25 protein-coding genes are annotated in these 23,695 nt (G+C 60.1%); 18 read left to right on the top strand and 7 right to left on the bottom strand.

The window, feature by feature from the left end; genetic code table 11:
- Positions 1 to 3 precede the first annotated feature (3 nt).
- The 8 genes from CAL20_RS01020 (at position 4) to CAL20_RS00985 (ending at position 7,729) form a co-directional block, all read left to right on the top strand.
- A complete protein-coding gene (locus tag CAL20_RS01020) occupies positions 4 to 819 on the top strand; it encodes an ABC transporter permease (RefSeq protein ID WP_094836975.1) in 816 nt (271 codons plus the stop codon).
- A gap of 11 nt (positions 820 to 830) precedes the next feature.
- Positions 831 to 1,652, top strand: a complete 822-nt coding sequence (locus CAL20_RS01015; protein WP_373558262.1) for an ABC transporter permease — start codon at positions 831 to 833, stop codon at positions 1,650 to 1,652.
- Complete coding sequence (locus tag CAL20_RS01010; RefSeq protein WP_094824045.1) at positions 1,649 to 2,662, top strand: ABC transporter ATP-binding protein; 1,014 nt, start codon at positions 1,649 to 1,651, stop codon at positions 2,660 to 2,662. The genes CAL20_RS01015 and CAL20_RS01010 overlap by 4 nt, the downstream gene beginning before the upstream one ends.
- Positions 2,663 to 2,685: 23 nt before the next feature.
- The gene (locus tag CAL20_RS01005; protein WP_094824044.1) at positions 2,686 to 3,510 is read left to right on the top strand and encodes a phosphodiesterase; all 825 of its coding nucleotides are present in this window, start codon (positions 2,686 to 2,688) and stop codon (positions 3,508 to 3,510) included.
- Positions 3,511 to 3,658: 148 nt separating this feature from the next.
- On the top strand, positions 3,659 to 4,738 hold the full coding sequence (locus CAL20_RS01000; protein WP_094824043.1) for an ABC transporter ATP-binding protein: 1,080 nt from the start codon (positions 3,659 to 3,661) through the stop codon (positions 4,736 to 4,738).
- Positions 4,739 to 4,748: 10 nt separating this feature from the next.
- Positions 4,749 to 6,044, top strand: a complete 1,296-nt coding sequence (locus CAL20_RS00995; protein WP_094824042.1) for an ABC transporter substrate-binding protein — start codon at positions 4,749 to 4,751, stop codon at positions 6,042 to 6,044.
- Positions 6,045 to 6,068: 24 nt separating this feature from the next.
- Positions 6,069 to 6,932: a carbohydrate ABC transporter permease gene (locus tag CAL20_RS00990; RefSeq protein WP_373558261.1), complete on the top strand. Its 864-nt coding sequence runs from the start codon at positions 6,069 to 6,071 to the stop codon at positions 6,930 to 6,932.
- Complete coding sequence (locus CAL20_RS00985; protein ID WP_094824040.1) at positions 6,929 to 7,729, top strand: carbohydrate ABC transporter permease; 801 nt, start codon at positions 6,929 to 6,931, stop codon at positions 7,727 to 7,729. Before CAL20_RS00990 ends, CAL20_RS00985 begins: the two co-directional genes overlap by 4 nt.
- A gap of 34 nt (positions 7,730 to 7,763) precedes the next feature.
- Here the strand turns inward: CAL20_RS00985 and CAL20_RS00980 are convergent, their stop codons facing one another.
- Positions 7,764 to 8,081 (bottom strand): hypothetical protein, encoded by a 318-nt coding sequence (locus CAL20_RS00980; RefSeq protein ID WP_094824279.1) that lies wholly within the window; start codon positions 8,079 to 8,081, stop codon positions 7,764 to 7,766.
- 19 nt (positions 8,082 to 8,100) lie between these two features.
- Positions 8,101 to 8,454: a DUF1840 domain-containing protein gene (locus CAL20_RS00975; RefSeq protein ID WP_094837064.1), complete on the bottom strand. Its 354-nt coding sequence runs from the start codon at positions 8,452 to 8,454 to the stop codon at positions 8,101 to 8,103.
- A gap of 173 nt (positions 8,455 to 8,627) precedes the next feature.
- Between CAL20_RS00975 and CAL20_RS00970 the strand changes: the two genes are divergently transcribed.
- From CAL20_RS00970 to CAL20_RS00955, 4 genes are all read left to right on the top strand, one after another.
- Positions 8,628 to 8,918 carry a DUF1640 domain-containing protein gene (locus CAL20_RS00970; protein WP_094824039.1) on the top strand — a complete coding sequence of 97 codons (291 nt, stop codon included), beginning with the start codon at positions 8,628 to 8,630 and terminating at the stop codon, positions 8,916 to 8,918.
- 8 nt (positions 8,919 to 8,926) lie between these two features.
- Positions 8,927 to 10,609, top strand: a complete 1,683-nt coding sequence (argS, locus tag CAL20_RS00965; RefSeq protein WP_094824038.1) for an arginine--tRNA ligase — start codon at positions 8,927 to 8,929, stop codon at positions 10,607 to 10,609.
- An 8-nt stretch (positions 10,610 to 10,617) separates the two neighbouring features.
- Entirely contained in the window at positions 10,618 to 11,331 is a 714-nt protein-coding gene (locus tag CAL20_RS00960) for an SPOR domain-containing protein (RefSeq protein ID WP_094824037.1), read from the top strand.
- A 139-nt stretch (positions 11,332 to 11,470) separates the two neighbouring features.
- Positions 11,471 to 12,100 (top strand): thiol:disulfide interchange protein DsbA/DsbL, encoded by a 630-nt coding sequence (locus CAL20_RS00955; RefSeq protein WP_094824036.1) that lies wholly within the window; start codon positions 11,471 to 11,473, stop codon positions 12,098 to 12,100.
- A 129-nt stretch (positions 12,101 to 12,229) separates the two neighbouring features.
- On the opposite strand, the gene metC is transcribed toward CAL20_RS00955, so the two are convergent.
- On the bottom strand, positions 12,230 to 13,435 hold the full coding sequence (gene metC / locus CAL20_RS00950; protein ID WP_094824035.1) for a cystathionine beta-lyase: 1,206 nt from the start codon (positions 13,433 to 13,435) through the stop codon (positions 12,230 to 12,232).
- 155 nt (positions 13,436 to 13,590) lie between these two features.
- On the opposite strand from metC, the gene CAL20_RS00945 reads away from it, so the two are divergent.
- The gene (locus CAL20_RS00945) at positions 13,591 to 14,223 is read left to right on the top strand and encodes a LysE family translocator (protein ID WP_094824034.1); all 633 of its coding nucleotides are present in this window, start codon (positions 13,591 to 13,593) and stop codon (positions 14,221 to 14,223) included.
- 26 nt (positions 14,224 to 14,249) lie between these two features.
- On the opposite strand, the gene CAL20_RS00940 is transcribed toward CAL20_RS00945, so the two are convergent.
- Entirely contained in the window at positions 14,250 to 15,308 is a 1,059-nt protein-coding gene (locus tag CAL20_RS00940) for an MBL fold metallo-hydrolase (RefSeq protein WP_094824033.1), read from the bottom strand.
- Between the two features lie 106 nt (positions 15,309 to 15,414).
- Between CAL20_RS00940 and CAL20_RS00935 the strand changes: the two genes are divergently transcribed.
- Both CAL20_RS00935 and CAL20_RS00930 read left to right on the top strand, forming a co-directional pair.
- Positions 15,415 to 15,792: a MerR family transcriptional regulator gene (locus tag CAL20_RS00935; RefSeq protein ID WP_094824032.1), complete on the top strand. Its 378-nt coding sequence runs from the start codon at positions 15,415 to 15,417 to the stop codon at positions 15,790 to 15,792.
- A gap of 49 nt (positions 15,793 to 15,841) precedes the next feature.
- Positions 15,842 to 16,174, top strand: coding sequence for a YnfA family protein (locus tag CAL20_RS00930; protein WP_094824031.1), 333 nt, complete (start codon positions 15,842 to 15,844; stop codon positions 16,172 to 16,174).
- A gap of 79 nt (positions 16,175 to 16,253) precedes the next feature.
- Here CAL20_RS00930 and CAL20_RS00925 read toward each other — a convergent pair whose 3' ends face one another.
- The 3 genes from CAL20_RS00925 to CAL20_RS00915 all read right to left on the bottom strand — a co-directional run bounded on the left by CAL20_RS00925 (position 16,254) and on the right by CAL20_RS00915 (position 19,127).
- Positions 16,254 to 16,853 carry a hypothetical protein gene (locus CAL20_RS00925; protein ID WP_094824030.1) on the bottom strand — a complete coding sequence of 200 codons (600 nt, stop codon included), beginning with the start codon at positions 16,851 to 16,853 and terminating at the stop codon, positions 16,254 to 16,256.
- Between the two features lie 41 nt (positions 16,854 to 16,894).
- A complete protein-coding gene (locus tag CAL20_RS00920) occupies positions 16,895 to 17,872 on the bottom strand; it encodes a Bug family tripartite tricarboxylate transporter substrate binding protein (RefSeq protein ID WP_254924447.1) in 978 nt (325 codons plus the stop codon).
- A 76-nt stretch (positions 17,873 to 17,948) separates the two neighbouring features.
- Positions 17,949 to 19,127: a M20 aminoacylase family protein gene (locus CAL20_RS00915; RefSeq protein ID WP_094824028.1), complete on the bottom strand. Its 1,179-nt coding sequence runs from the start codon at positions 19,125 to 19,127 to the stop codon at positions 17,949 to 17,951.
- A gap of 255 nt (positions 19,128 to 19,382) precedes the next feature.
- Between CAL20_RS00915 and CAL20_RS00910 the strand changes: the two genes are divergently transcribed.
- Genes CAL20_RS00910 through CAL20_RS00900 form a run of 3 tightly spaced genes read left to right on the top strand, consistent with a single transcriptional unit; the run spans position 19,383 to position 23,628 of the window.
- Positions 19,383 to 20,561: an isovaleryl-CoA dehydrogenase gene (locus tag CAL20_RS00910; RefSeq protein ID WP_094824027.1), complete on the top strand. Its 1,179-nt coding sequence runs from the start codon at positions 19,383 to 19,385 to the stop codon at positions 20,559 to 20,561.
- A gap of 12 nt (positions 20,562 to 20,573) precedes the next feature.
- Positions 20,574 to 22,409, top strand: coding sequence for a bifunctional isocitrate dehydrogenase kinase/phosphatase (gene aceK / locus CAL20_RS00905; protein ID WP_094836973.1), 1,836 nt, complete (start codon positions 20,574 to 20,576; stop codon positions 22,407 to 22,409).
- A gap of 37 nt (positions 22,410 to 22,446) precedes the next feature.
- Complete coding sequence (locus CAL20_RS00900) at positions 22,447 to 23,628, top strand: acetyl-CoA C-acetyltransferase (protein WP_094824025.1); 1,182 nt, start codon at positions 22,447 to 22,449, stop codon at positions 23,626 to 23,628.
- Positions 23,629 to 23,695: the final 67 nt, after the last annotated feature.

The following is a 23,695-nucleotide window of genomic DNA, read 5'->3' as shown; positions in this document are numbered from 1 at the left end:
GAAATGGGACGCCGCGGATGGATTTGGTTTGCGGCGCCTGCCGCGACGCTATTCCTGGCGTTCTGGCTGCTGCCCATGGCAGGGTTGGCGCTGGCAGGCGCAGAAAGCCGTAACGGACAATCGGCCTATTGGACGGTGCTGACGGGCACGCAGTATTGGATCAGTTTGTTCAATACCGTCGCGCTGTCATTGGCCGCGACGTTGGCAACGCTGCTGGTGGCGTTGCCTGTGGGCCGCTTTCTCGCCCGACATCGGCACTTTGTGGGACGCCGCCTGCTGATTTCCTTGCTGATGTTTCCATTGGCCTTTCCGGGTGTCGTCGTCGGCTTCCTGATTATCTTGCTCGCGGGACGTCAGGGCATCATCGGTGCGCTCACGAAATGGCTCACTGGCGATACCGTGGTGTTTGCCTATGGCATGGCGGGATTGTTTTTGGGTTATCTGTATTTTTCGCTGCCGCGTTGCGTCGGTGTGCTGACGGCGGCGGCCGAGCAAATTGATCAGAGCTTGCTCGAGGCTGCACGGACATTGGGCGCGAGCCCGTGGCGCCGCTTCATGGATATTGAATTGCCGGCACTGACGCCTGCCTTGATCGGCGCAGGCGCGATGAGTTTTGCGACCAGCATGGGCGCATTCGGTACGGCATTCACATTGGCAACGCAGATCGACGTGCTGCCTATCACCATCTATAACGAGTTCACCAACTACGCGAACATCCCGGTCGCCGCAGCACTGTCTATTGTGCTGGGCCTGGCCACATGGGCGGTGTTATATCTCGCTCATAGCCTGGCGGGCGCCCGTGCAGGTGCGGCCGCGTGATGAGGTCCATGATGCATGCTTCCAAATTTGATACGCGCTTGGGACTGACCGTCACACTGGCTGTCGCGGCATTCTTGATCGGCCCAGTAGTGCTGTCCGTCTTGGCCGGCCTCACCAACAATTATTTTGTGGGGCTTTCCAGCGGGCTGACTTTGCGCTGGGTCGCAGAGGTCTGGGAACTCTATGCCGATACGATCTGGCGTTCGTTTGCCGTCGCGTTGTTGACCTTGGCAATTTGCACGCTGGTCGGTGTCCCTGCAGCGTGGGTGCTCACGCTGCATCGCGGCCGCCTGGCTCGCGCATTGGAAGAACTGTTGACCCTGCCCGTTGCGGTCCCAGGCCTGGCGTCAGCGCTGGCGTTGATCGTCTCATGGGGCACGGTCAGCGGGCTGCGTGGCAGTATCTGGTTCATCGTGATCGGACATGTGTTGTTCACACTGCCATTCATGGTGCGTGCTGCGCGCGCCAGCATGCAGGGCGCTGACTTGGCAACACTGGACGAAGCCGCCTCGACGTTGGGCGCAACACGTATGCAGCGTTTTTTGCACATTGTCGTGCCTAACGCCGCACCAGGCATTGTCACAGGCGCATTGACCGTGCTGACCTTGTCGATCGGCGAATTCAATTTGACGTGGCTGTTGCACACACCATTGACCAAGACCTTGCCCGTCGGCCTGGCCGACAGCTATGCCTCGATGCGATTGGAAATCGCATCAGCATACACCCTGGTCTTTCTGTTGATGTTGATCCCGCTACTGGTAGGTCTGCAATGGCTGGCCGCCCGCGGCGATCGCTCCGCCCAAACACCTGTTATCCGGACTTCTTCATCATGACGGACCCCATCGCCATTACGCTAAGCGGCTGCGCCAAGACTTGGCCAGACGGAACGCGAGCCCTGCATCCTATTGATCTGCACGTGCAGGGCGGTGAAACGCTGGCATTACTCGGCCCATCGGGCTGTGGCAAGACAACCTTGCTGCGCCTGATCTGCGGCCTGGAGCAGGCCGATGCCGGTGCGTCGATTCGTTTCGGCAATGACGAGGTATCACAGCTCTCGCCGGAAGACAGAGGTGTGGGCGTGGTGTTCCAGAACTATGCGTTGTTTCCCAACATGACCGTCGTGCAGAACGTGGCTTATGGTTTGCGCGTGCGCAATGTCCATGCTGGCACGCGAGAACAGCGCGCACGTGAACTGCTGGCGCTGGTGCGCCTGGAGGCCTATGCCGACCGGCGTATCGATCAGTTGTCCGGCGGACAACGTCAACGCGTGGCCCTGGCCCGTGCCCTGGCTATCGAACCGCGTGTGCTGTTGCTCGACGAGCCGCTGACAGCGCTGGACGCAAAACTGCGCGAACACTTGCGCGTGGAGTTGGCGCAGATGCTCCGCGAGTTGCACATCACGACGGTCATCGTCACGCACGACCAGGACGAAGCGATGATGTTGGGTGACCGTATTGCCGTCATGTCTGCAGGACATCTAGAACAAGTCGGAACCGCAGAAACCCTGTATCAAGAGCCGGCCAGCGATTTCGTTGCCGAGTTTCTCGGTACCCTGTGTCGCGTCCGTGCGAGGCTGCATGACGGCAGGTTGATCGCCGGTGATGATGCGGTCGCGTTTCGTCCTCATGAGGCGCAGCTCGAGGCACCTCGCGACAGCGCATTGACAGGCCGTGTGCTGGCACGTTTTTTTCTCGGCAGTTCAGTACGCTACGAAATCGGCCTGGACGACGGTCAGCGATTTCCGGTGGTTGCTCCGGCGCATAGTCAGCATGCCGCAGGCGATCATGTCAGCATTGTGTTGGCGCGAGCCGCAATTGCGTCGCCTGCCGCTCGCCATATTTAACGACTCTCACCTACAGACTCATCATGCTCATCGCACAGATTACTGATTTGCATATCCGCATGCCGGGCCAGAAGGCCTATCGCGTGGTCGAAACCGATCGCTATCTGCCGCCTGCCATCGAAGCATTGAACCGTCTCGATCCCGCGCCGGATCTGGTCATCATCAGTGGCGATCTCACGGATTTCGGCCGGCCGCAGGAATACGCCCATTTGAAAAACATGCTGGATGCTTTGCATACACCGTATTTTCTGATGCCCGGCAATCACGATGCGCGCGAAGCGCTATTGGCGGCCTTTCCCACGCATACCTATCTGCAGGGCGCAAATGGTTTTGTTCAATACGCAGTCGAGGATCATCCTCTGCGCCTGTTGATGCTGGACACGGTCGTGCCGATGCAAAGCCACGGCACCTTGTGTTCGCAGCGGCTGGATTGGCTGCGCGAACGCCTCGCGGAACAACCGGGCCGGCCCACCGCAATTGCCATGCATCATCCGCCATTCGTTACCGGCATTGCTCACATGGATGCAATTGGCCTGCTCGCGGGTGCGCCCGAGCTGGAGCAGATCGTCGCCTCGCATCCCAACGTGGAACGCATTCTGTGCGGCCATCTGCACCGCACCATTTTTCAACGTTTTGGCGGCACGATCGCTTCGACGTGCCCAAGTCCGGCGCATCAGGTGGCGCTGGATCTGAGGCCGGATGGACCCTCGGCCTTTGTCATGGAACCACCGGGTTTTCACCTACATGAATGGCGCAATGGCGTCCTCGTCACGCACCACGCCTACATCGGCGACTATCCCGGACCTTATCCGTTTCACGAAGAGGGCGGCGTCCTGATCGATGAGTAACGCGTGCTGCAGGGCAGCGGACCTGACATGGCCACGTCATGTTTGCACCGCAGAATGAAAAGGATTTCATTTACCTCCAGAATAAGAGGCTCGCGCCCTCAGGGGTCCACACCGCCGCACACAGATCCGATTCCACCCAACGATCATTATGTCCATGCTCATCCTGGAAGACCTGACCAAACAGTACGGCGATGCGGCTGCCATCCAGGGAGTCAGTTTCACTGCGCCGGCTGGTAGTTTTACGGTGCTGTTGGGACCATCGGGTTGCGGCAAATCAACCACGCTGCGCATGATCGCAGGACTGGACACGCCGACGTCAGGCCACATTCGTATCGGCGATCGCGATGTCACGCATCTGCCGCCATCGCAGCGACGCATCTCGATGGTGTTCCAGTCGTATGCGCTATTCCCGCATCTATCGGTGCGCGAGAATATTCTGTTCGGCCTGAAGGTCCGCAAAGAGCCGTCTGCCGACTATCCTCGCCGGCTCAAGCGCGTAGCGGATTTATTGGGTTTGACGGCTTTGCTGGATCGCAAGCCCTCGCAGTTGTCTGGTGGACAACAACAACGGGTGGCATTAGGGCGTGCAGTCATTTCAGAGGCGCCGGTATGCCTGATGGACGAACCGCTTTCGAATCTGGATGCACAGTTGCGCCATGACATGCGGCGCGAGATCCGCGCCTTGCAACAGTCGCTCGGGATCACCATGGTATATGTCACGCATGATCAGACCGAGGCCATGAGCATGGCCGATCAGGTCGTGTTGCTGCGTGATGGACGCATCGAGCAACGCGACACGCCTGATGGCCTGTACGCACGGCCTGCCACCGAGTTTGCGGCACGTTTTATCGGCACGCCGCCGATGAACCTGATGGACTTGTCCGCACAAGGGAACGGCCTCGGCATCGCCGGCACAGAAAGCCTGCCGGTCATCGCAGCCCCTGTTCAAGCAAAGCGTCTAGGCGTTCGGCCGGAACATATTCGGATTGACGGCGATGGCCGTCCGGCTGTCGTCGAAAGCGTCGAATATTTTGGCGCAGACTCCATTGTGGTGTGCCGGATCGGTACTTGTAGCGGCATTGCCGTACGTGCGCCAGGGCATTTGCGCGCGACGGCCGGCGACGCCGTGAAACTGACATGGCAACCCGAGCACCAGCATTTTTTTGCCGCCGACGCGGCGGCGGTTTCCCCCTATGGGCGCTCAGGCGCCGACTCTCCATCCCTTTAGGAAAGCCATCATGCGACGCACCGCTCTCAAAGCCCTAGCAGCCGGTCTGGCTGGCGCCGTTCTGTCACTGCCTATTTACGCGCAAGCGAAATCTGTCGAAGTCGAGTTCTATTACCCCGTTGCCGTCGGCGGTCCGATCACCAAGATCGTTGACGACATGGTGGCCGCATTCGAAAAAGAAAATCCTGACATCGACATCAAGCCTATCTACGCGGGCTCGTATCAGGACTCGATCGCCAAGGCGCTGACGGCGCTCAAGGGCGGCACGCCCCCGCAACTGGCGGTGCTGTTATCGACCGACATGTTCACGTTGATCGATGAAGACGCCATTGTGCCCATCGACGGCCTCGCAAAATCCGACGCCGACAAAAAATGGCTGGGCAGTTTCTACGATGCGTTCATGCAAAACAGCCGCACCGGCGGTCATGTGTGGGGCGTACCGTTTCAGCGCTCGACCATCGTGATGTACTACAACAAGGATCTGTTCAAGGAAGCAGGCCTGGATCCTGAACGCGCGCCCGCGACCTGGGACGAGTTGGTTGAATACAGCAAGAAGCTGACCAAGAAAGACGCCTCCGGCAACGTCACGCAGTGGGGCCTGAAAATCCCGTCGGGAGGTGCCTTTGCATATTGGCTGTTCCAGGCATTGACCACGCCCAACGATGCCATCTTGATGAATGAAGCGGGCAACGAAGTCTATCTGGACAAACCCGGCGTCATCGAAGCGGCCAAGTTCTGGAATGACTTGTCGGCCAAGCACGGCGTCATGCCGCGCGGCACGATCGATTGGGGCACCACCCCTAAAGATTTTCTGGAAAAGAAGGCGGCCATTGTCTGGACCACCACAGGCAACCTGACCAACATCCGCAAGAACGCGAGCTTTCCGTTCGGTGTCGCCATGATGCCCAAGGCCAAGCGCGGCGGCAGCCCGACGGGCGGCGGCAATTTCTATGTGTTCAAGAGCGGCACGCCGGAACAACAGGCCGCGGCGCTGAAGTTCGCGCAATGGGCCACGACGCCGGAACGGGCTGCGGACTGGAGTATTGCAACGGGCTACGTTGCCGTCACGCCTGCCGCCTGGGCCACCGACAAGATGAAAAAGTACGCCGAGGAAGTCCCCGCCGCAACGGTCGCGCGTGACCAGCTGGATGTCAGCGTGGCGGAGTTCTCCACGCACGACAATCAGCGCGTGACCAAGACGCTGAACGATGCGCTGCAAGCCATGCTGACGGGCTCCAAGACTCCTGAGCAAGCGCTCGGCGACGCTCAACGGGAAGCCGATCGCGTGCTGCGCAGCTATCGTTAAAGGCGCTGTGCGATGAACAAGTCCATGCAGGCTGTCTACGGTTGGCTGCTGTTATTGCCGGCGATCGTATTGCTGGCCGCGTTCACGCACTATCCTGCGCTGGCCACGTTGTGGCACAGCTTTTTCTCGACCCCGCGGGGCAACCGTCCTGCGCGCTTCGTGGGGCTCGAGAACTACGCGCTGATGCGTGATGATCCGGTGTTCTGGCAATCGCTGTGGAACAACTTGTGGTTTGCCTTGGGTACGATTCCCACATCGATCGCGATCGCGCTCATCATGGCCTTGTGGGTCAATCGCAATCTGGCGGGGCGTGGTTTTCTGCGCATGGCGTATTTCACGCCCACGGTCCTGCCTATGGTGGCCGTGGCCAATATCTGGTTGTTTTTCTACACCCCGCAATACGGACTGATCGCGCAGGTACTGCAGATGTTTGGCATGTCCAGCCCGAACTGGCTGGGCAGCCGCGATACCGCGCTGCCGGCCTTGATGGTCGTGACGATCTGGAAAGAAGCCGGCTTTTTCATGATTTTTTATCTGGCCGCATTGCAGACGGTATCGCCGTCGCTGCGCGAAGCGGCGCTGCTGGAGGGCGCATCGCGTTGGCAATATTTCCGCCGCGTGCTGTGGCCGCTGCTGATGCCCACAACGCTATTCGTGCTGGTCAATGCGCTGATCAACGCATTCCGGCTGGTGGATCATGTGGTCGTCATGACACGAGGCGGCCCCGATAACGCCAGCACCTTGTTGCTGTACTACATCTACCAAGTGGGTTTCAGTTTCTGGGACACGTCGTATGCCGCCACGTTGACCGTCGTGTTGTTGCTGATCCTGGCCATCACCGCGCTGGTGAAGTTCCGCTGGCTCGATAGAAAGACGCACTACCAATGACCCACAAACTCGACACTCTAGGTGCCTGGCTGCTGGGCTTGCTGTGGATCTTGCCGCTGGCTTACGCCGTCTGGGCAGCGTTTCATCCGCCCGCCTATGCCACCCGTTTCGATCTGCTGGCGCCGTTGACGCTGGAAAACTTCAGCCGCGCCTGGCATGCCGCACCGTTTCCAAGGTACTTCCTGAATACTTTTTTGTTGGTCACGATGGTGTTGGCGGCGCAGCTAGTGTTGTCCACATTGGCCGGCTATGCCTTTGCGCGCTTTGAGTTCCGTGGCCGCGACGTGGCGTTCATGCTGGTGCTGTTGCAACTGATGATCATGCCCGATGTGTTGCTGGTGGAAAACTATCGCTCCATGAGCCTGTTGGGCGTGCGCGACACGGTATTCGCCGTGGGCTTGCCGTATTTTGCCTCGGCGTTCGGCATCTTTTTGCTGCGGCAGACGTTCAAGACCGTGCCGCGCGAGCTGGAAGAGGCTGCGCGTGTAGAGGGCGCCGGACCACTGCAGATCCTGATGAAGGTCTATGTACCCCTCGCCAAGCCGATTTATGTCGCGTATGGGCTGGTGTCGGTCAGCCACCACTGGAATAATTTCCTGTGGCCGTTGATCATCACCAACTCGGTAGAGTCGCGGCCCCTGACGGTCGGACTGCAGGTGTTTTCGTCGACGGACCAGGGCATCGACTGGTCCGTGATCACGGCTGCGACCTTGCTGTCTGCCGCGCCCCTGCTGATCGCGTTTCTGCTATTCCAGCGGCAATTCGTGCAGTCGTTCATGCGGGCAGGGATCCGTTAGCGCGCTAACGAAGCCAACTCGGCCACCGAGACCATTAATAGCCGACCGACAGACCCGGCAGGTCCACAATGATGCGCGGCTTGTCCAGGGCCAGCGCGGCATGCTGGGCGAATTCCTGGCTTTCCTTGGCGTCAGAGGTCAGGATTTCATACCCCAGGGCATCGGCCACGCCCATGATCTTGTCCAGCAGCAGCACCTTGCCGCTGGGGCGCAATGGTTCGCACCCGAGCGTATCCCAGGCCGCCTCGAACCAATCGCGCGCGTCGCTGGCGGCTTGCGCAGAGGGCTCGACATCGACGGACAAATTGGCCGTACGACGGGTATCGAATATGACTGTCACATCGCTGCGCATGGCGCCTCCCATCCGTCCCTTACCAGCCCTTGGTGGCTTCCCAGGTGACATCCTCGCCATCGGCCAGCGAACGGCGCATCATGTCCACCAGGGGAAACGCCCGTTGGTGCAATTCCACGTGCTGAGCCATGGCGGGCACGGATTTTTCCTCGTCTTCGTCAGCGTCGTTCGCCTTTGACGGGTGAACGCGCTCCTCGGCCTTGATGGCCGCCTCGATACCCGCAATGGCGGCAGGCAACTGCTCGACCGTAAACACACCACGCTCGGGAACCTGATCGCCAATCGACTTGCCTGCGGCACGCAACAATGGCGCGGCATTAGGCGACAACATCAAGACTTCAGCGACGGTTTTGGATTTGAATTTGATCAGCATGTTGCGGACTTCCACAATGGACATTTCCATACACTACCGCAATGTGGCGCACACTGCCACTGGCAAGATACATAGTACGGATTTCCCCCCTTGAGCCTGAGGGCAAGACAGACCGCTACATTGCCGTTACAAGGGAAATCCAGCCAAATCACGCTATGATCTAGGAAATTCCCGTGAATGCCATGGTTTTTGATACGCATAATTTCGTCAAACGACTGACCGCCGAAGGTATGCCCATCGGGCAGGCTGAAGTTTTGGCCGACGAGCAGGCGCGCCTTATCGATACGCGCCTGATCACTCAAGCCGATCTTGCCCAAATTGTCACCAAGGAAGATTTATCCAGCAATGTAACTGGCATAAAAATCGAACTGGCGGCACTCAAGGCCGATGTGACCTTTCTGAAATGGGCATCCGGCTTGGTGTTGGCGGGCATCTCGTCACTGATACTTAAAACTTTCTTCTGATTTCTCTCATGCTCCCTGAGCAACAACAACAACTCATTTCGCTGATTCAGGCTGCTGTCGCGCGCTGCCTGCCCGATGCCCAGGCCCAGGTGCTGCTGGAGCGTCCCAAAGTCGCCGCGCACGGTGATGTCGCGACCAACGTCGCCATGCAGCTGGCCAAGCCCGCCCGCCGTAATCCGCGCGAATTGGCTCAGGGTATCGTCGATGCCCTGATGGCGGAGACCCCGGCTCGGGCGCTCATCGAGAGCGCCGAGATCGCAGGTCCCGGGTTCATCAATTTCCGCATCACCGCGGCCGCCCGGCAGGCCGTGATCCAGGCAGTAGCCGAGCAAGGCGAGGCCTTTGGCCGCGCCCCTCGCAATGGCGAAAAAGTCCTGGTCGAGTTTGTCTCGGCCAACCCGACAGGCCCCCTGCACGTCGGCCACGCTCGCCAGGCAGCGCTGGGCGACGCCATTTGCCGCTTGTACGAAGCCACCGGCCTGGACGTCACGCGCGAGTTTTACTACAACGACGCCGGCAACCAGATCCAGAACCTGGCCATCAGCGTGCAGGCGCGCGCCCGCGGCATCGCCCCCGACTCGCCCGACTACCCCGCCGACGGCTACAAGGGCGACTATATCGTCGAGATCGCCCAGGATTTCGTCGCCGGCAAAACGGTGACCGCCGACGGCCAGGCAATCACCGCCACGGGCAAGGTCGACAACCTCGATGACATCCGCGTGTTCGCCGTTGCGTACCTGCGCCGCGAACAGGATTTGGATCTGCAAGCGTTCGGCCTGGCTTTCGACAACTACTATCTCGAAAGCTCGCTGTACACGTCGGGCCGGGTCGAGCAGACCGTCCAGGCCCTGATCGCCAAGGGCCATACCTACGAAGAAGGCGGCGCACTGTGGCTGCGTACGACCGAGCTGGGCACGGGCGACGACAAAGACCGCGTCATGCGCAAGAGCGAAGGCGGCTATACGTACTTTGTCCCCGACGTGGCCTATCACAAGGCCAAATGGGAACGCGGTTTTCATCGCGCCGTCAACATTCAGGGCAGCGACCACCACGGCACGGTAGCGCGCGTGCGCGCCGGCCTGCAGGGCCTCGAAGAAGGCATCCCGAAAGACTACCCATCATATGTGCTGCACAAGATGGTCAAAGTCATGCGTGGCGGCGAAGAAGTCAAGATCTCCAAGCGCGCCGGCAGCTATGTCACCCTGCGCGATCTGATCGACTGGGTGGGCCGCGATGCGGTGCGCTATTTCCTGATCCAGCGCCGGGCCGATACCGAATTCGTGTTCGATATCGATCTGGCGCTGTCCAAGAGCGACGAAAACCCCGTGTACTACATCCAGTACGCCCACGCCCGTATCTGCTCGATGATCGCGAACGCGGGCGCCGACGACGCCAAGATCGCGCAGGCTGACGTGGCGCTGCTGAACGCGCCCTCGGAGTTCGCGCTGATGCAACGTCTGGCCGGGTTCCCCCAGGTCGTGGCGCTCGCTGCACAGGAGCTCTCGCCCCATCACATCGCGTTCTGGCTGCGTGATTGTGCCTCTGACTTCCACGCCTGGTATAACGCCGAACGTGTGCTGGTCGACGATGAGTCTCTCAAATTAGCCCGTCTGCGTCTGGCCGCCACCACCCGGCAGGTCCTGGCCAACGGTCTGGCGCTGCTGGGCGTGTCGGCCCCGCAACGAATGTAAGCAGTTTCATGGCAACCAAACGCAAATCAACCTCCCGTCAGCCCCAACAACGCGGCAGCACCATGTACGGTGCGCTGGCCGGGTTGCTCATCGGTCTCATCATCGCAGCCATCGTGGCGTTCTACGTCACCAAGGCCCCGATGCCCTTTGTGGACCGTGCCACGCGCGATCCCGACCGGACCGAGCAGCCTGATCCACGCTTGGCGCCAGACCCGAATCTGGGGCTGTATGGACGTGATGGCGCTGCAGGCATACCGCCCAGCGGCCCGACCGCCACGGCGCCTGCGCCCCTGCCCAATCTGCAGCCGGCTATCCCGACGCCGACGCCTGACACGTCCCAGAGCAAGCCCTCGGACGAGCTGGGTGCCTTGATTGCCACATTGCCCTCGAGTGGGGCTCAGGCCCCCGCTGCGACGCCAGCACCGGCCCCGGCCGCCACGCAGAAACGTCCGGCGACGGCAACGGCGCCAGCTCCAGCCACCGCCACATCCAGCGGCAAGTATTTTCTGCAGGCAGGCGCCTACCAGGGAGCAGCCGATGCCGAGGCCGTCAAAGCCCGCATTCTGTTGCTGGGCCTCCCTGTCGCGGTGCAGCGAGCCGAAGTCAATGGCAAACAGATCAATCGCGTGCGGGTCGGTCCATTTGCCCGGCTGGACGACATGAACCGCGCCCGAGGCCGTTTAGGCGAAAACAAGATCGAGACGGCTGTGGTGCGGCAGTAGGGAACATCCTGTGACGCGTCATCTGGCGCCACACGTCGAACCCGCCCACGACCGTTGCACCTGGTAACCCCCGGAACTTATCTCGGGTACGATCAGTCTGTCACCGTAACTAGTAACTATTTACTCAGGAATACGCACGATGCAGTTCTCCATGCTCACCCGCTTTGCTGCCGCCGCCGCGTTGGCCGCCACCACCTTGTTCGCTCCCGCCAGTCAGGCGCAAAGCAGCCAGCAGTATGTGGCCGTCAATCCGCCGCTGCCGTCTGACACCCCGGGCAAGATCGAAGTCCTGGAGTTCTTTGCCTATACCTGCCCCCACTGCGCCGCAATGGAGCCGATGGTCGAAAACTGGGCCAAGACCAAGCCGGACGATGTCGTGCTCAAGCAAGTTCCCATCGCGTTTAACGCCAGCATGAAGCCTTTGCAACAGCTGTACTACACGCTGCAGACGTTGAATCGCCCCGACCTGCACACCAAGGTGTTCACCGCCATGCACGTCGAACGCAAGCGCCTGTTCGACAAGAAAGCCATGGGCGATTGGGCTGCCGAGCAGGGTGTCGATCGTGCCCAGTTCGATTCGATTTTCGATTCGTTCAGCGTACAGACGCAAGTGCAACGCGCCGATCAATTGGCTCAGGAATACAAGATCGACGGCACGCCGACATTCAGCGTGGGCGGCAAGTTCATCACCTCGCCCAGCCTGGCCGGCAACAGCTATGAGGGCGCGATCCAGGAAATCGATCGCTTGATCCCGATGGCGCGCAAGTAAGCACGTGATCAAACCGCCTGAATCATCAGGCGGTTTTTTTTGCTGGGCCGCCCCAAAACAAAAACGCCCCCTTGGGGCAGCAAGCCAAAAGCGCTGCGGAGGGCTTTTTTGCGTTGGAACGCAATAGTCCTACTGTTTCTGTGATGCGCCCGCCTGATCAAGCGCCTGTGTCAGGTCGGCGATCACATCCGCCGGGTTTTCCAACCCGATATGCAACCGCACCAACGCGTGATCGCCCCCCGTCCAATAGCGATGTCGCGCAAGCTCGCCGCGCGTCACCCACTGCACCAGGCTTTCGAAGCCTCCCCACGAAAAGCCGATACCGAACAGCTGCAACGCGTCCACGAAACGGCGAGAAGCTTCGGGGGAAAGGCGCAGCTCGACAGCCAACATGCCATTTGAACCAGTGCAGTCGCGCTGCCACAATGCATGGCCGGCGTCGTCCCGCCAGGCGGGGTGATAAATACGTGCAACCTCAGGGCGTCCCGCGAGGAACTCGCATACCTGCAATGCATGATTAGCGTGTTGCGCCATACGAATGGGCAAGGTGCGCACCCCGCGCAGCGCCAGCCAGGCGTCGTCCGCACTGATGGAATATCCCATGGCGTACTGCGTACGATTCAGGCGCTGTGCAACCTCGGCATCATTCGTGACGACCGCGCCCAGCATCAGGTCCGAGTGTCCGCCCACGTATTTCGTGCCGGCCACAACCGAGACGTGCGCGCCCAACTTCAACGGCTGATAGATGTACCCCGATCCCCACGTATTGTCGCAAGCCAGCACCAGATCGTGGCTGCGCGCAAACGCCGCCAATGCGGGAATATCCAGCATCTGGAACAGCAAGGAACCAGGGGATTCCACGTACAACAGCCGGGTGTTCGGCCGCACCAAGGATTCCAGATCGTCATCCGCCGAGAAATAGGTGATCTCGATATTCAAACGCTTGAGTAACGCCGCGTCGAGCTCATATACCGGGCCATAGACGCAGTCGGCCACCAGCGCATGGTCGCCAGCGGACAGCAGCGACAGCATCACCAAGGTAATGCCCGACATCCCCGAGGACGCCAGATAGGCATGCGTGCCGCCTTCGAGCTCGCAGAACACCTGCTCTAGCGCCGCATGCGTATCCATGCCCATACGGCCATAGGTCGCGGCGCGCTGGCCGGATGCTTTGCGGCGCTGGGTCGCCTCGAGTGCATCCAGATTCTGAAAACGCACGGTGCTGGCCCGCATCGACGGCAGGTTGACGGGGGCCGAGCCCGTTTGCGGATTGAATGGCGCCGTGCCGGTATGCTGGAGCAGCGTGTCGATATGCGAGACAGGATCTTTGGCCATAGGAATGCAATGAGGATGGGCAGAAAACAGTCAGAACCTCGATATTAGGAGATTCGCCGTATTCGTGCCGACGAATTGCTCACCAAGCCTGCGCGCTGTACCCTTGAGATCCTCCGACGCCACTTCTCTATGGCCGCCTCTGCGGCCGCCGCGCCATGCTGCCCTTTGACACATTGCTTGCTTTTTTCGGTATCGCGATTGTGCTGGCTCTCACGCCTGGCCCCGACAATCTGTTCGTCTTGATGCAATCGGCCCTGTGGGGCCGTTCCGCGGGGATGTGCGTGGTGTTGGGGCTATGCACCGGCGTACTGGGCCATACGGCTGCCGTCGCTGCCGGTTTGGCGGCGGTTTTTGCGGCCTCGTCGCATGCGTTTACCGTCCTCAAGCTCGCGGGGGCCGCCTATCTGGCCTATTTGGCGTGGCAGGCGCTGCGCGCGCGTGGCGGTCCGGCCAATGCCGAGCGGCCACCTGCGATGACACCGGGTGCGCTCTATCGGCGCGGTGTCATCATGAGCCTGACCAATCCCAAGGTGCTGCTGTTCTTTTTTGCGTTCTTGCCGCAATTCACCTCGCCGAAACCGGAATACGGTCCTGTCGGCCTGCAAACGGCTGTATTGGGCGTGCTGTTCATGCTGGCCGCGTTACTGGTATTTAGCGCGATCGCTTTTTTCTCGGGTACTTTCGGGCAACTGCTGCAACGCTCGCCTACCGCGTCGCGCTGGTTGAACCGCGTGACGGGTATTGTTTTTCTCGGGCTGGCCATCCGGCTGGCCACGGCCAGCCGCTGACCCTCACGCCCGGTCAGTGCTCACGTTCAGCGGGAGGTAAATCTCACGATTCCGTCTTCATCGGTCTTGCGAGTCAGCTTGCCCTCGAAATACAACGTGTGCAGGTGCGCGAGCGCCTCGCCCATGGCAAACGTCAGTTGGTGCAGATCGAGTTTGCGCTTGAACAGCACAGGCACGATATCCATCGTGGATTGCGGCGTGACGCAAGCCTGTAGCACCTCTGCCAGCCGATCCGCGTGATGCTGATGCTGCTGGGCGATACGCTCATGCAGGCCCTTGAAAGGGCGCCCGTGCGATGGCAATACCAAGGCATCGGCCGGCAGATCGCCATAGCCGTCCAGCGAACTCAGATACAAGCGCAGAGGATCCGAGTCCGGCTCGTAATCGAATACGCTGACATTCGTGGAAATGCGCGGCAGCACCATGTCGCCAGAGATCACGACGTTCAAGGTGGGGCTGTAAAGCGAAACATGTTCCGGCGCATGCCCGTAGCCCACGATGACGCGCCAATCATGGCCGCCGATGGCAACCTGGTCGCCGTGCAGCATACGGGTGTAACGCGCCGGCATGGCGGGCACCAGATTCGGGTAATAGCCTGCGCGGAGGCGGATCTGCTCTTGAGCATCGGGGTCGGTCATTCCATGGCGCGCAAAATGCGCCACGGCCGCCTCGCCATTGGGACCCGAGCCCGTCGAACGCGATGACCACAGCACGGCCACCATGTAGTCGGTCATGCTCATCCACAACGGCGCATTCCAACGCTCGCACAACCAATTGGCCAGCCCGACGTGATCGGGATGCATATGGGTGACCAGCACGCGCAACACCGGCAACCCGTCCAGCTCCTGGGCAAAGACCTGTTCCCACAGCGTGCGCACCTCGTCACGGCTGATGCCACAGTCGACAATCGTCCAGCCCTGGCGTCCGCCGATCTCGTCGCGCAGCAACCAAAGATTGATGTGATCCAGCGCAAAGGGCAGCGGCATGCGGATCCACTTCACGCCTGGCGCGACCTCTAGTGCAACGCCTGGCTCGGGCTGTGTATCTCCCCAGGGATACTGCAGTTGATGCTCGTTAGGATTCATCTATTGCTCTCGGTTAAACCGCCGAACCGCGTCGACGGTTAGAAATAAGCTTGACGATTGTTCCAGACCATCATAATTTACGTTTACGTAAACTGCCAAATATCGCATGCCGCCCACCTGGACGATTTCCGAGCTCTCTCGCGAGTTCGACATCACGCCGCGCACCATCCGGTTCTACGAGGATCAGGGCATCGTCAGCCCTGCGCGTGATGGCCGCAACCGTGTGTACAGCCCACGCGACCGCACCCGCCTGAAGCTCGCGTTGCGCGGCAAACGGCTTGGACTGCAATTGTCGGAAATCCGCGCATTGATCGACATGTACGACAGCCCGAGCGACAACGCGATGCAATTGCGACAGTATCTGGATGTCCTGGCCAAGCACCGTGCGGCCCTGGAGCAACAACGCCGCGATATCGAAGACACACTGTCGGAAATCGCGGAGCAGGAACAGCAGTGTCAGATGTTGCTGGCACAAAAGCCTTGACCGTGCCGCTGACCTCCCGCATCAATGCCGAGACTTCTCGGAACAGACGATGACTTTGCTGCCCACATTAGGCTTGTACGTCTTGACGGCGCTCGCCGAAATCCTCGGCTGTTATTTGCCGTACCTCTGGTTAAAGCAGGGCCATTCCGCCTGGCTATTATTGCCGGCGGTGTTGAGCCTCGCGTTATTTGTCTGGCTGTTGACGTTGCATCCGACAGCCTCGGGCCGGGTGTATGCGGCCTATGGCGGCGTATACGTCACCATGGCACTGATATGGCTCTGGGCCGTAGACGGTGTGCGTCCGGCGCTGACTGACTGGGCCGGTGTCGGGCTCTGCCTGGCTGGTATGGCCCTCATCGTGGCTGGCCACCGCGCGGAATAGCGCACGTCATGGTTCCTTACTGCTGCAGCAAATTCCCGCAGCACAGCAATATCCGTAGCGCGACAGCGACCTCGTACGGCTACTGCATCTTGCGCGATCCGTCGGGGTAATACTGGGCCGTGTCTTTGGCTGCACCGCTCGCATCGAATGTCTTGCTGGAAAGCTTCGTGCCATCCGGTCCGTAAGTAATCTCGCTGGTCAGTTTGCCTGCCTCGTCATAGTAGTGATGCACGCCGACGTGGCGGTATTGCCCCTGAAACACACCGGCCGATTGCAAGACGCCGAGATCGGAAAACCGCTCTACATATGTCCCCGGCACGCCTTTGGGATCATGAATCGATTGGTCCAACCGGGTCTCTTTGACCTTGCCGTTCATGTACCAGAACGTGGCCTTTATTTCTTTGCCACCCAGGAATTCTTGCTCGCGTACTGGCGTTGCATTGTCCAGCCACTCGCGCTCAGTGGCTTGAATCGTCTTGGCCCCACCCTGCGTAACCTCGCGCTCGATGACTTCGTAGATCAAGGTCCCATTGCGCGCGTATTCCTTGGTGTGCCGGCCGCCGTCAATGTCCTTGGTCACGCTCTGGCCAGCCAGAGCAGGGTTGGATTCCGCATGGGATAGTCCGGAACTCAGGGCCGTCGTCAACAGTACAAACAAAAAGACCAGCGTACGCGTCATCAGATGCTCCAAAGGAAATCCCCATTTTCGTCACGCATGAACTACTGCACTTGAATCTTGCTTTCGCGAATGATGCGCTGATTGTTCTCGTAGTCCGTGCGAACCTGTTTCGCGAACTCCTCGCCGATACCGGTGCCGGGTTGCATGGAGTTTTTCTCCAGCATCTGTTGATACTGCGGGCTCGCGAGCGCTTTTGCTATTGCGTCACGCATTGTTTTCATCACTTCGGGTGGCACGCCGGCAGGCGCGAACAGCGAAAAGTTCGAGAAATAGCGGATGTCCGGCAGCTTCAGCTCTGCCATGGTCGGCACATCGGGCCACGGTGCAAGCCGTTGCGGCGCCATCACCGCGAGGGGTTTGAGCGTGCCGGCGGCAACGTGAGGCAGCACGATATCCGTGTTGACGACCAACAGATCAACTTGGCCACCCAGACCATCCGACACCGCCTGACTGCCGCCGCGATACGGCACTTGCAGCATCTCGATGCCCACCTGCTTGTTCAGCGCGGCCATACCAATATGTGCGACGGAGCCCAGGCCAGGGATGCCGAACGTGACTTTGCCGGGGTGCTGCTTGGCATAGTCCACCAACTCGGCAAACGTGCTCACGGGCAGCGCTTTGGTGGCCAGGATGCCAACAGGCCCGACTGCCACACTGGCAACCGGAACGAGGTCTTTCATCGGGTCATACGAGGTTTTCACTAGATTCGGAAAAATCGTCAGCGGGCTGGTCGATGCCAGCAGCAATGTGGTCCCATCGGGCTTGGCTCGCGCAACGGCCTCAGTCCCCACGCTGCCTCCCGCACCAGGTTTGTTTTCGATGATGGTCGCCGTGCCATAGGTCTGGCGGAGAATGTCGCCCAGCGTACGGCCCAAAGTGTCATTCGTGCCGCCAGCGGTATAAGGGACGACGAGCGTCAAGGTTTTGCCCGGCCATGCAGGCTGGGCGTGAGCGGCGGTGGTCATCGCCGCTACGGCCATGATCGCAACGCTACGGATGAACTTCGAAAGTGCTGCCATTCTGATCATTTCAACGCTCCGAGAATCCCCTCTGCTCATGCCGGGGAAAGCCATCAAGATGGCTGTCGATGAACACTCAAGCCAGGTAACGCTGCGCCAGGCGAATCCAATAGGACGCGCCGACAGGAATCAAATTGTCATTAAAGTCGTAGCTGGTGTTATGCAGCATGCACGGACCCAGCCCGTGACCTGCGAGGCGGTGCTCGCCGTCTCCGTTACCTAGAAACACGTAGCAGCCTGGCTTGGCCTGCAGCATGAAAGCAAAATCCTCGGATGCCATCACGGGCTCGATCACCCGCGACTGATCGGATCCCACGACGTCGCGCATGACGTCCAGGCAAAAGGCGGTTTCATCAGGCGTATTCACCAAAGCGGGATAGCGACGCTCGAAATACACCTCGGCCCGGCAGCCATGGGCCGCAGCAATCGGCTCTGCCAGCTCGTTCATGCGCCGCTCGATCAAATCCACGACATCCGTGCTGTAAGCACGCACCGAGCCCCCCAGCCACGCACTGCCGGGAATGATGTTGGTCACTTCGCCACCCGCCTGCACCTGCGTAATGGACACGACCGCGGCGTCCAGCGGACGTTTGCTGCGCGTCAAAATGGTTTGCAGCGCCTGGCCGATCGCAAATAGCGCCGGGACAGGGTCATCGCAGTCCTGCGGGGCCGCGGCATGCCCACCACGTCCGGTTACCGTGATTTTGAACGCATTCGCGGCCGCCATCATCGGGCCGCTGCAAACGCCGAAACTGCCCGCCGGCATCCCGGGCCAGTTATGCATGCCGAACACGGCTTCGCACGGAAAACGCTCGAACAAGCCGTCCTCGATCATGGCCCGGGCACCCGCGCCGCCGTTTTCCTCCGCCGGCTGAAAGCAAACATAGACGGTACCGTCAAAGCCGCCCGACTGTTTTAGATAGCGGGCCGCGGCCAGCAGCATCGCCGTATGGCCATCGTGGCCACAGCCGTGCATTTTGCCGTCGTGGCGCGAGCGATGGTCAAAGGTGTTGGCTTCCTGGATGGGCAATGCGTCCATGTCCGCCCGCAGCAAGATGGCTCGCGATGCGCTCCCTGCCTTGAGCACGCCCACCACCCCGGTGCGCCCGATGCCGGTATGGGTTTCGATCCCCCAGGATCGCAGGCGCTCGGCCACGAGGGCGGCCGTCCTATGTTCGTCATACGCCAGCTCAGGATGCGCATGGATATCGCGCCGCAAGGCAATCATCTCGTCCAGATCGGCGAGTTCTATCACGACAGTCCCTCCAGAGGCCCGCTCGGGCCAGCAATGGATTGGTCAGACAAGTTCCAGGCAAATTCTGGCATGGTCTGACAAGTCCTCGTCGTATTTTTGTTAGGGGTAAACCCGCGTTTTACTTTACGTTTACGTAAACGTAATATAAACCTTCTACATTGCTTAGCCACCAGCGGTGGAGCATGATGGATCCAGCGAACGGACTCACGCATGCAGCGCCACCGAATGTAAGTACATACTCTCACGGAGATCGCGATGAACCTTCCCGGCTTGAACTTCAATCTAGGCGAAGACCTGGATATGCTGCGCGACGCGGTGCGTACTTTTGCACAGGCCGAGATCGCGCCGCGCGCCGCCGAAGTCGATCGCAGCGATCAATTCCCGATGGACCTCTGGCGCAAGTTCGGCGAGCTTGGCGTATTGGGCATGACTGCCAGTGAGGAATACGGCGGCGCCAATCTGGGCTACCTGGCGCACATGGTGGCCATGGAAGAAATCTCGCGCGCCAGCGCGTCGATCGGCCTGTCGTATGGCGCGCATTCCAATTTGTGCGTCAACCAGATCCATCGCAATGGCACGGCAGAACAGAAAGCCCGTTATCTGCCCAAGCTGATTTCCGGCGAACATGTGGGCGCCCTGGCGATGAGCGAACCAGGCGCGGGATCCGATGTGGTGAGTATGAAGCTGCGAGCCGAGAAAAAGGGCGATCGCTACGTACTGAACGGCACCAAGATGTGGATCACCAACGGTCCGGACGCCGATACCCTGGTGGTCTATGCCAAGACCGATCCGGAGGCCCACCAGCGCGGGATTACGGCCTTTCTGGTGGAAAAGAACTTCAAGGGATTCTCAGTCGCGCAAAAGCTGGACAAGCTGGGCATGCGCGGCAGCCACACGGGCGAGTTGGTGTTCCAGGATTGCGAGGTCCCCGAGGAAAACGTGCTGGGTCAGGTCAATGGCGGCGTGCGAGTCCTGATGAGCGGCCTGGACTACGAACGTGCCGTGCTGTCCGGCGGGCCGTTGGGCATCATGCAGGCAGTGATGGACGTCGTAGTGCCGTACATCCACGACCGCAAGCAATTCGGTCAGGCGATTGGCGAATTTCAATTGATCCAGGGCAAGGTCGCAGACCTGTACACCACGTTGCAGGCCAGCCGCGCGTTTTGCTACGCCGTCGGCAAGAACCTGGATCAACTCGGCGCCGAGCACGTGCGGCAAGTCCGCAAAGACTGCGCGGCCCTCATTCTGTACACCGCCGAAAAAGCCACCTGGATGGCCGGCGAGGGCGTACAGATTCTGGGCGGCAATGGCTACATCAACGAATACCCCACGGGCCGCCTGTGGCGCGATGCCAAGCTGTACGAAATCGGCGCGGGCACCAGCGAAATCCGCCGCATGCTGATCGGCCGCGAATTGTTTGCCGAAACCGCCTGATCCGATCCCATCATGATCTACACCGGCGACGTCCAGCATATCGAGCCAGTGGCCGCACCTGCGCCACTGCCGCTGGATGTCGCCCGCCAGATCCTGGCAGGTTTTGACCGGCATTACGCGCTGTTTCGCTACAGCGCCCAACGTGCCAAGGCCTTGTTCGAATCGGGCGATTGGCATGGTATCCAGCAGCTCTCTCGCGAACGCATCGAGTACTACGACATGCGCGTGCGCGAGTGCGCCAATCAACTGCAACGCACTTTGCAAGGTTTGGCCGCATCAGATAGCGAGACAAGTCTGACGCCTGCACAAACGGCGTTCTGGCAAGATGTCAAACAGCAATTCGTCGGGTTGCTGTCAGAGCACCGTCAACCCGAATGCGCGGAAACGTTTTTCAATTCGGTATCGTGCCGCATTCTGCATCGCGACTATTTCCATAACGATTTCTTGTTTGTCCGGCCGGCGGTTGCGACGGATTATCTGGATAGCCGCATTCCGTCGTACCGGGTTTATTACCCCTTGTCCGAGGGGTTACGCAGCGGCCTGGTCCGCATGGTGGCTGATTTCGGGTTAGCCGCGCCGTATGCGGATCTGCCGCGCGATACACGTTTGCTGGCGCGTGCCGCTGTGCGGCAGTTGCGTGCGCAATGGCCTCGGCATCAGGGCCGGCGGCTCGCGCCAGACTGCCAGATCCAGGTATTGGGCTCGCTGTTCTTTCGCAACAAGGGCGCCTATATCGTTGGCCGCCTGATCAATCAGAGCAGCCTGCTGCCTTTTGCCATTGCGCTGACGCGCAACGCCGCGGGCCAGATCGAGCTGGACGCGTTATTGCTGGGTGCGGATGATCTGAGCACGCTATTTAGCTTTACCCGCGCGTATTTTCTGGTCGACATGGAAACGCCGGCCGCCGTGGTGAGTTTTCTGTCGAGCTTGTTGCCACGCAAGCCCAAGGCCGAGCTCTACACCATGATCGGCCTGCAAAAACAGGGCAAGACGCTGTTCTATCGCGATTTCCTGCACCATCTGGCGCATTCGCGCGATGCCTTTGATATTGCGCCAGGCATCAAAGGCATGGTGATGTGCGTGTTCACGTTGCCGTCCTATCCGTATGTGTTCAAGCTGATCAAGGACCACATCGACAAGGATGGCATCGATCACGCCACCGTGCGGCGCAAATACCAGATGGTCAAACTGCATGACCGTGTGGGCCGCATGGCCGATACCTGGGAATATTCCCAAGTCGCGTTGCCGCGCGCGCGTTTTTCATCGGCCCTGCTGGACGAACTGCGGCAGCGTGTTCCCAGCCTGCTCGAGGAAAACCATGACTCGATCGTCATCCGGCATGTGTACATCGAACGCCGAATGACACCGTTGAATCTGTATTTGCAACATGCCAGCGAGCCGATGGTGGATCATGCGATACGCGAATATGGGGACGCGATCCGTCAGTTGGCCAGCGCGAATATTTTCCCTGGCGACATGCTGTACAAGAATTTCGGCGTCACTCGCCTGGGCCGCGTGGTGTTTTACGACTACGACGAAATTCAGCGCATGACCGAGATGCAGTTTCGCCAGATTCCGCCCGCGCCGAACGAAGAGGCCGAGATGGCCAGCGAACCGTGGTACGCCATCGGCCCCAATGATGTTTTCCCCGAGGAATTCGACCGCTTTTTGCTGGGCGACCCTCGTATACGCAAAGCCTTTCTACGGCACCATGCCGAGCTGTTACAAGCCGACTGGTGGCAGGCCTGCCGCACCCATGTTGCGCAAGGTCAAATCGAAGAATTTTTCCCTTACGATAAGGACAGACGGCTGCGCGTTGGCGCAACGCCGCCTGTTTTCGCGTCGTAACAATCCAATTTATCTCTGATTTTCAGGAGCGCCCATCATGTCTGATCCCGTCGTTATCGTTTCTGTTGCCCGCACCCCCATGGGCGGCATGCTGGGCAGCCTGTCAGGCCTGGCCGCCCACGAACTCGGCTCTGTCGCCATCAAAGCCGCCGTTGAACGCGCCGGTATCAAACCGGACCAGGTCGACGAAGTCATCATGGGCAATGTGTTGCAGGCCGGCCAGGGCCAAGCCCCCGCGCGTCAAGCCGCGCTGGGTGCCGGGCTGCCGCTGGGTGTTGCGTGCACGACCATTCACAAAGTTTGCGGTTCAGGCCTGAAGGCCGCCATGTTCGGCCATGACCTGTTGAACGCCGGCTCGGCGCGCATCGTCGTCGCGGGCGGTCAGGAAAGCATGAGCAATGCCCCGTATCTGATGCTCAAGGGCCGCCAAGGCTATCGCTATGGCCACAGCACGGTGTATGACCACATGGCCTTGGACGGCCTGGAGGACGCCTACGATCGCGGCAAGGCCATGGGCGTCTTTGCCGAAGACTGCGCGGCGAAATACAGCTTCACGCGCGAACAGCAAGACGCGTTTTCGCTGGAGTCGCTGCGCCGTGCCCGTGCCGCGACCGAAGACGGCAGCTTTAAATGGGAAATCGCCCCCGTCACCGTCGCTGGCCGCAAAGGCGATACCGTGATCGACACCGACGAGGCGCCGACCAAAGCCATGCCGGAGAAAATCCCGACGCTGAAACCCGCATTCAAAAAGGACGGCACCGTCACCGCGGCCAACTCGTCGTCGATTTCCGATGGTGCGGCTGCCATGGTGCTCATGCGTGCCTCGACTGCCGAAGAACTCGGCCTCAAGCCGCTGGCTCGTATCGTGGCGCACAGCCAGCATTCGCAAGAACCGAACTGGTTCACGACCGCGCCCGTCGGTGCACTGAAAAACCTGTTCACCAAAACCGGTTGGAAAGCCGAGGACGTTGATCTGTATGAAATCAACGAGGCCTTTGCCGTCGTCACCATGGCTGCCATGAACGACTTCAAACTGCCTCACGACAAAGTCAACGTGCACGGTGGCGCAACGGCGCTGGGCCATCCTATCGGCGCATCGGGCGCCCGTCTGGTCACCACGCTGATCGGGGCCCTGCGCAAGACCGGCGGCAAGCGCGGCGTCGCCACGCTGTGCATTGGCGGCGGCGAAGCCGTGGCCATGGCCATCGAAATGATTTAACGAGTCTGTGCGTGTGTCGGATCGCGCATGTGATCTGACACACCGCGACCCACCATAAGCAAGACCA

The sequence above is a fragment of the Bordetella genomosp. 4 genome (assembly GCF_002261185.1).
Classification (GTDB): domain Bacteria; phylum Pseudomonadota; class Gammaproteobacteria; order Burkholderiales; family Burkholderiaceae_B; genus Bordetella_A.
This window is presented reverse-complemented; position numbering and strand designations above follow the sequence as displayed.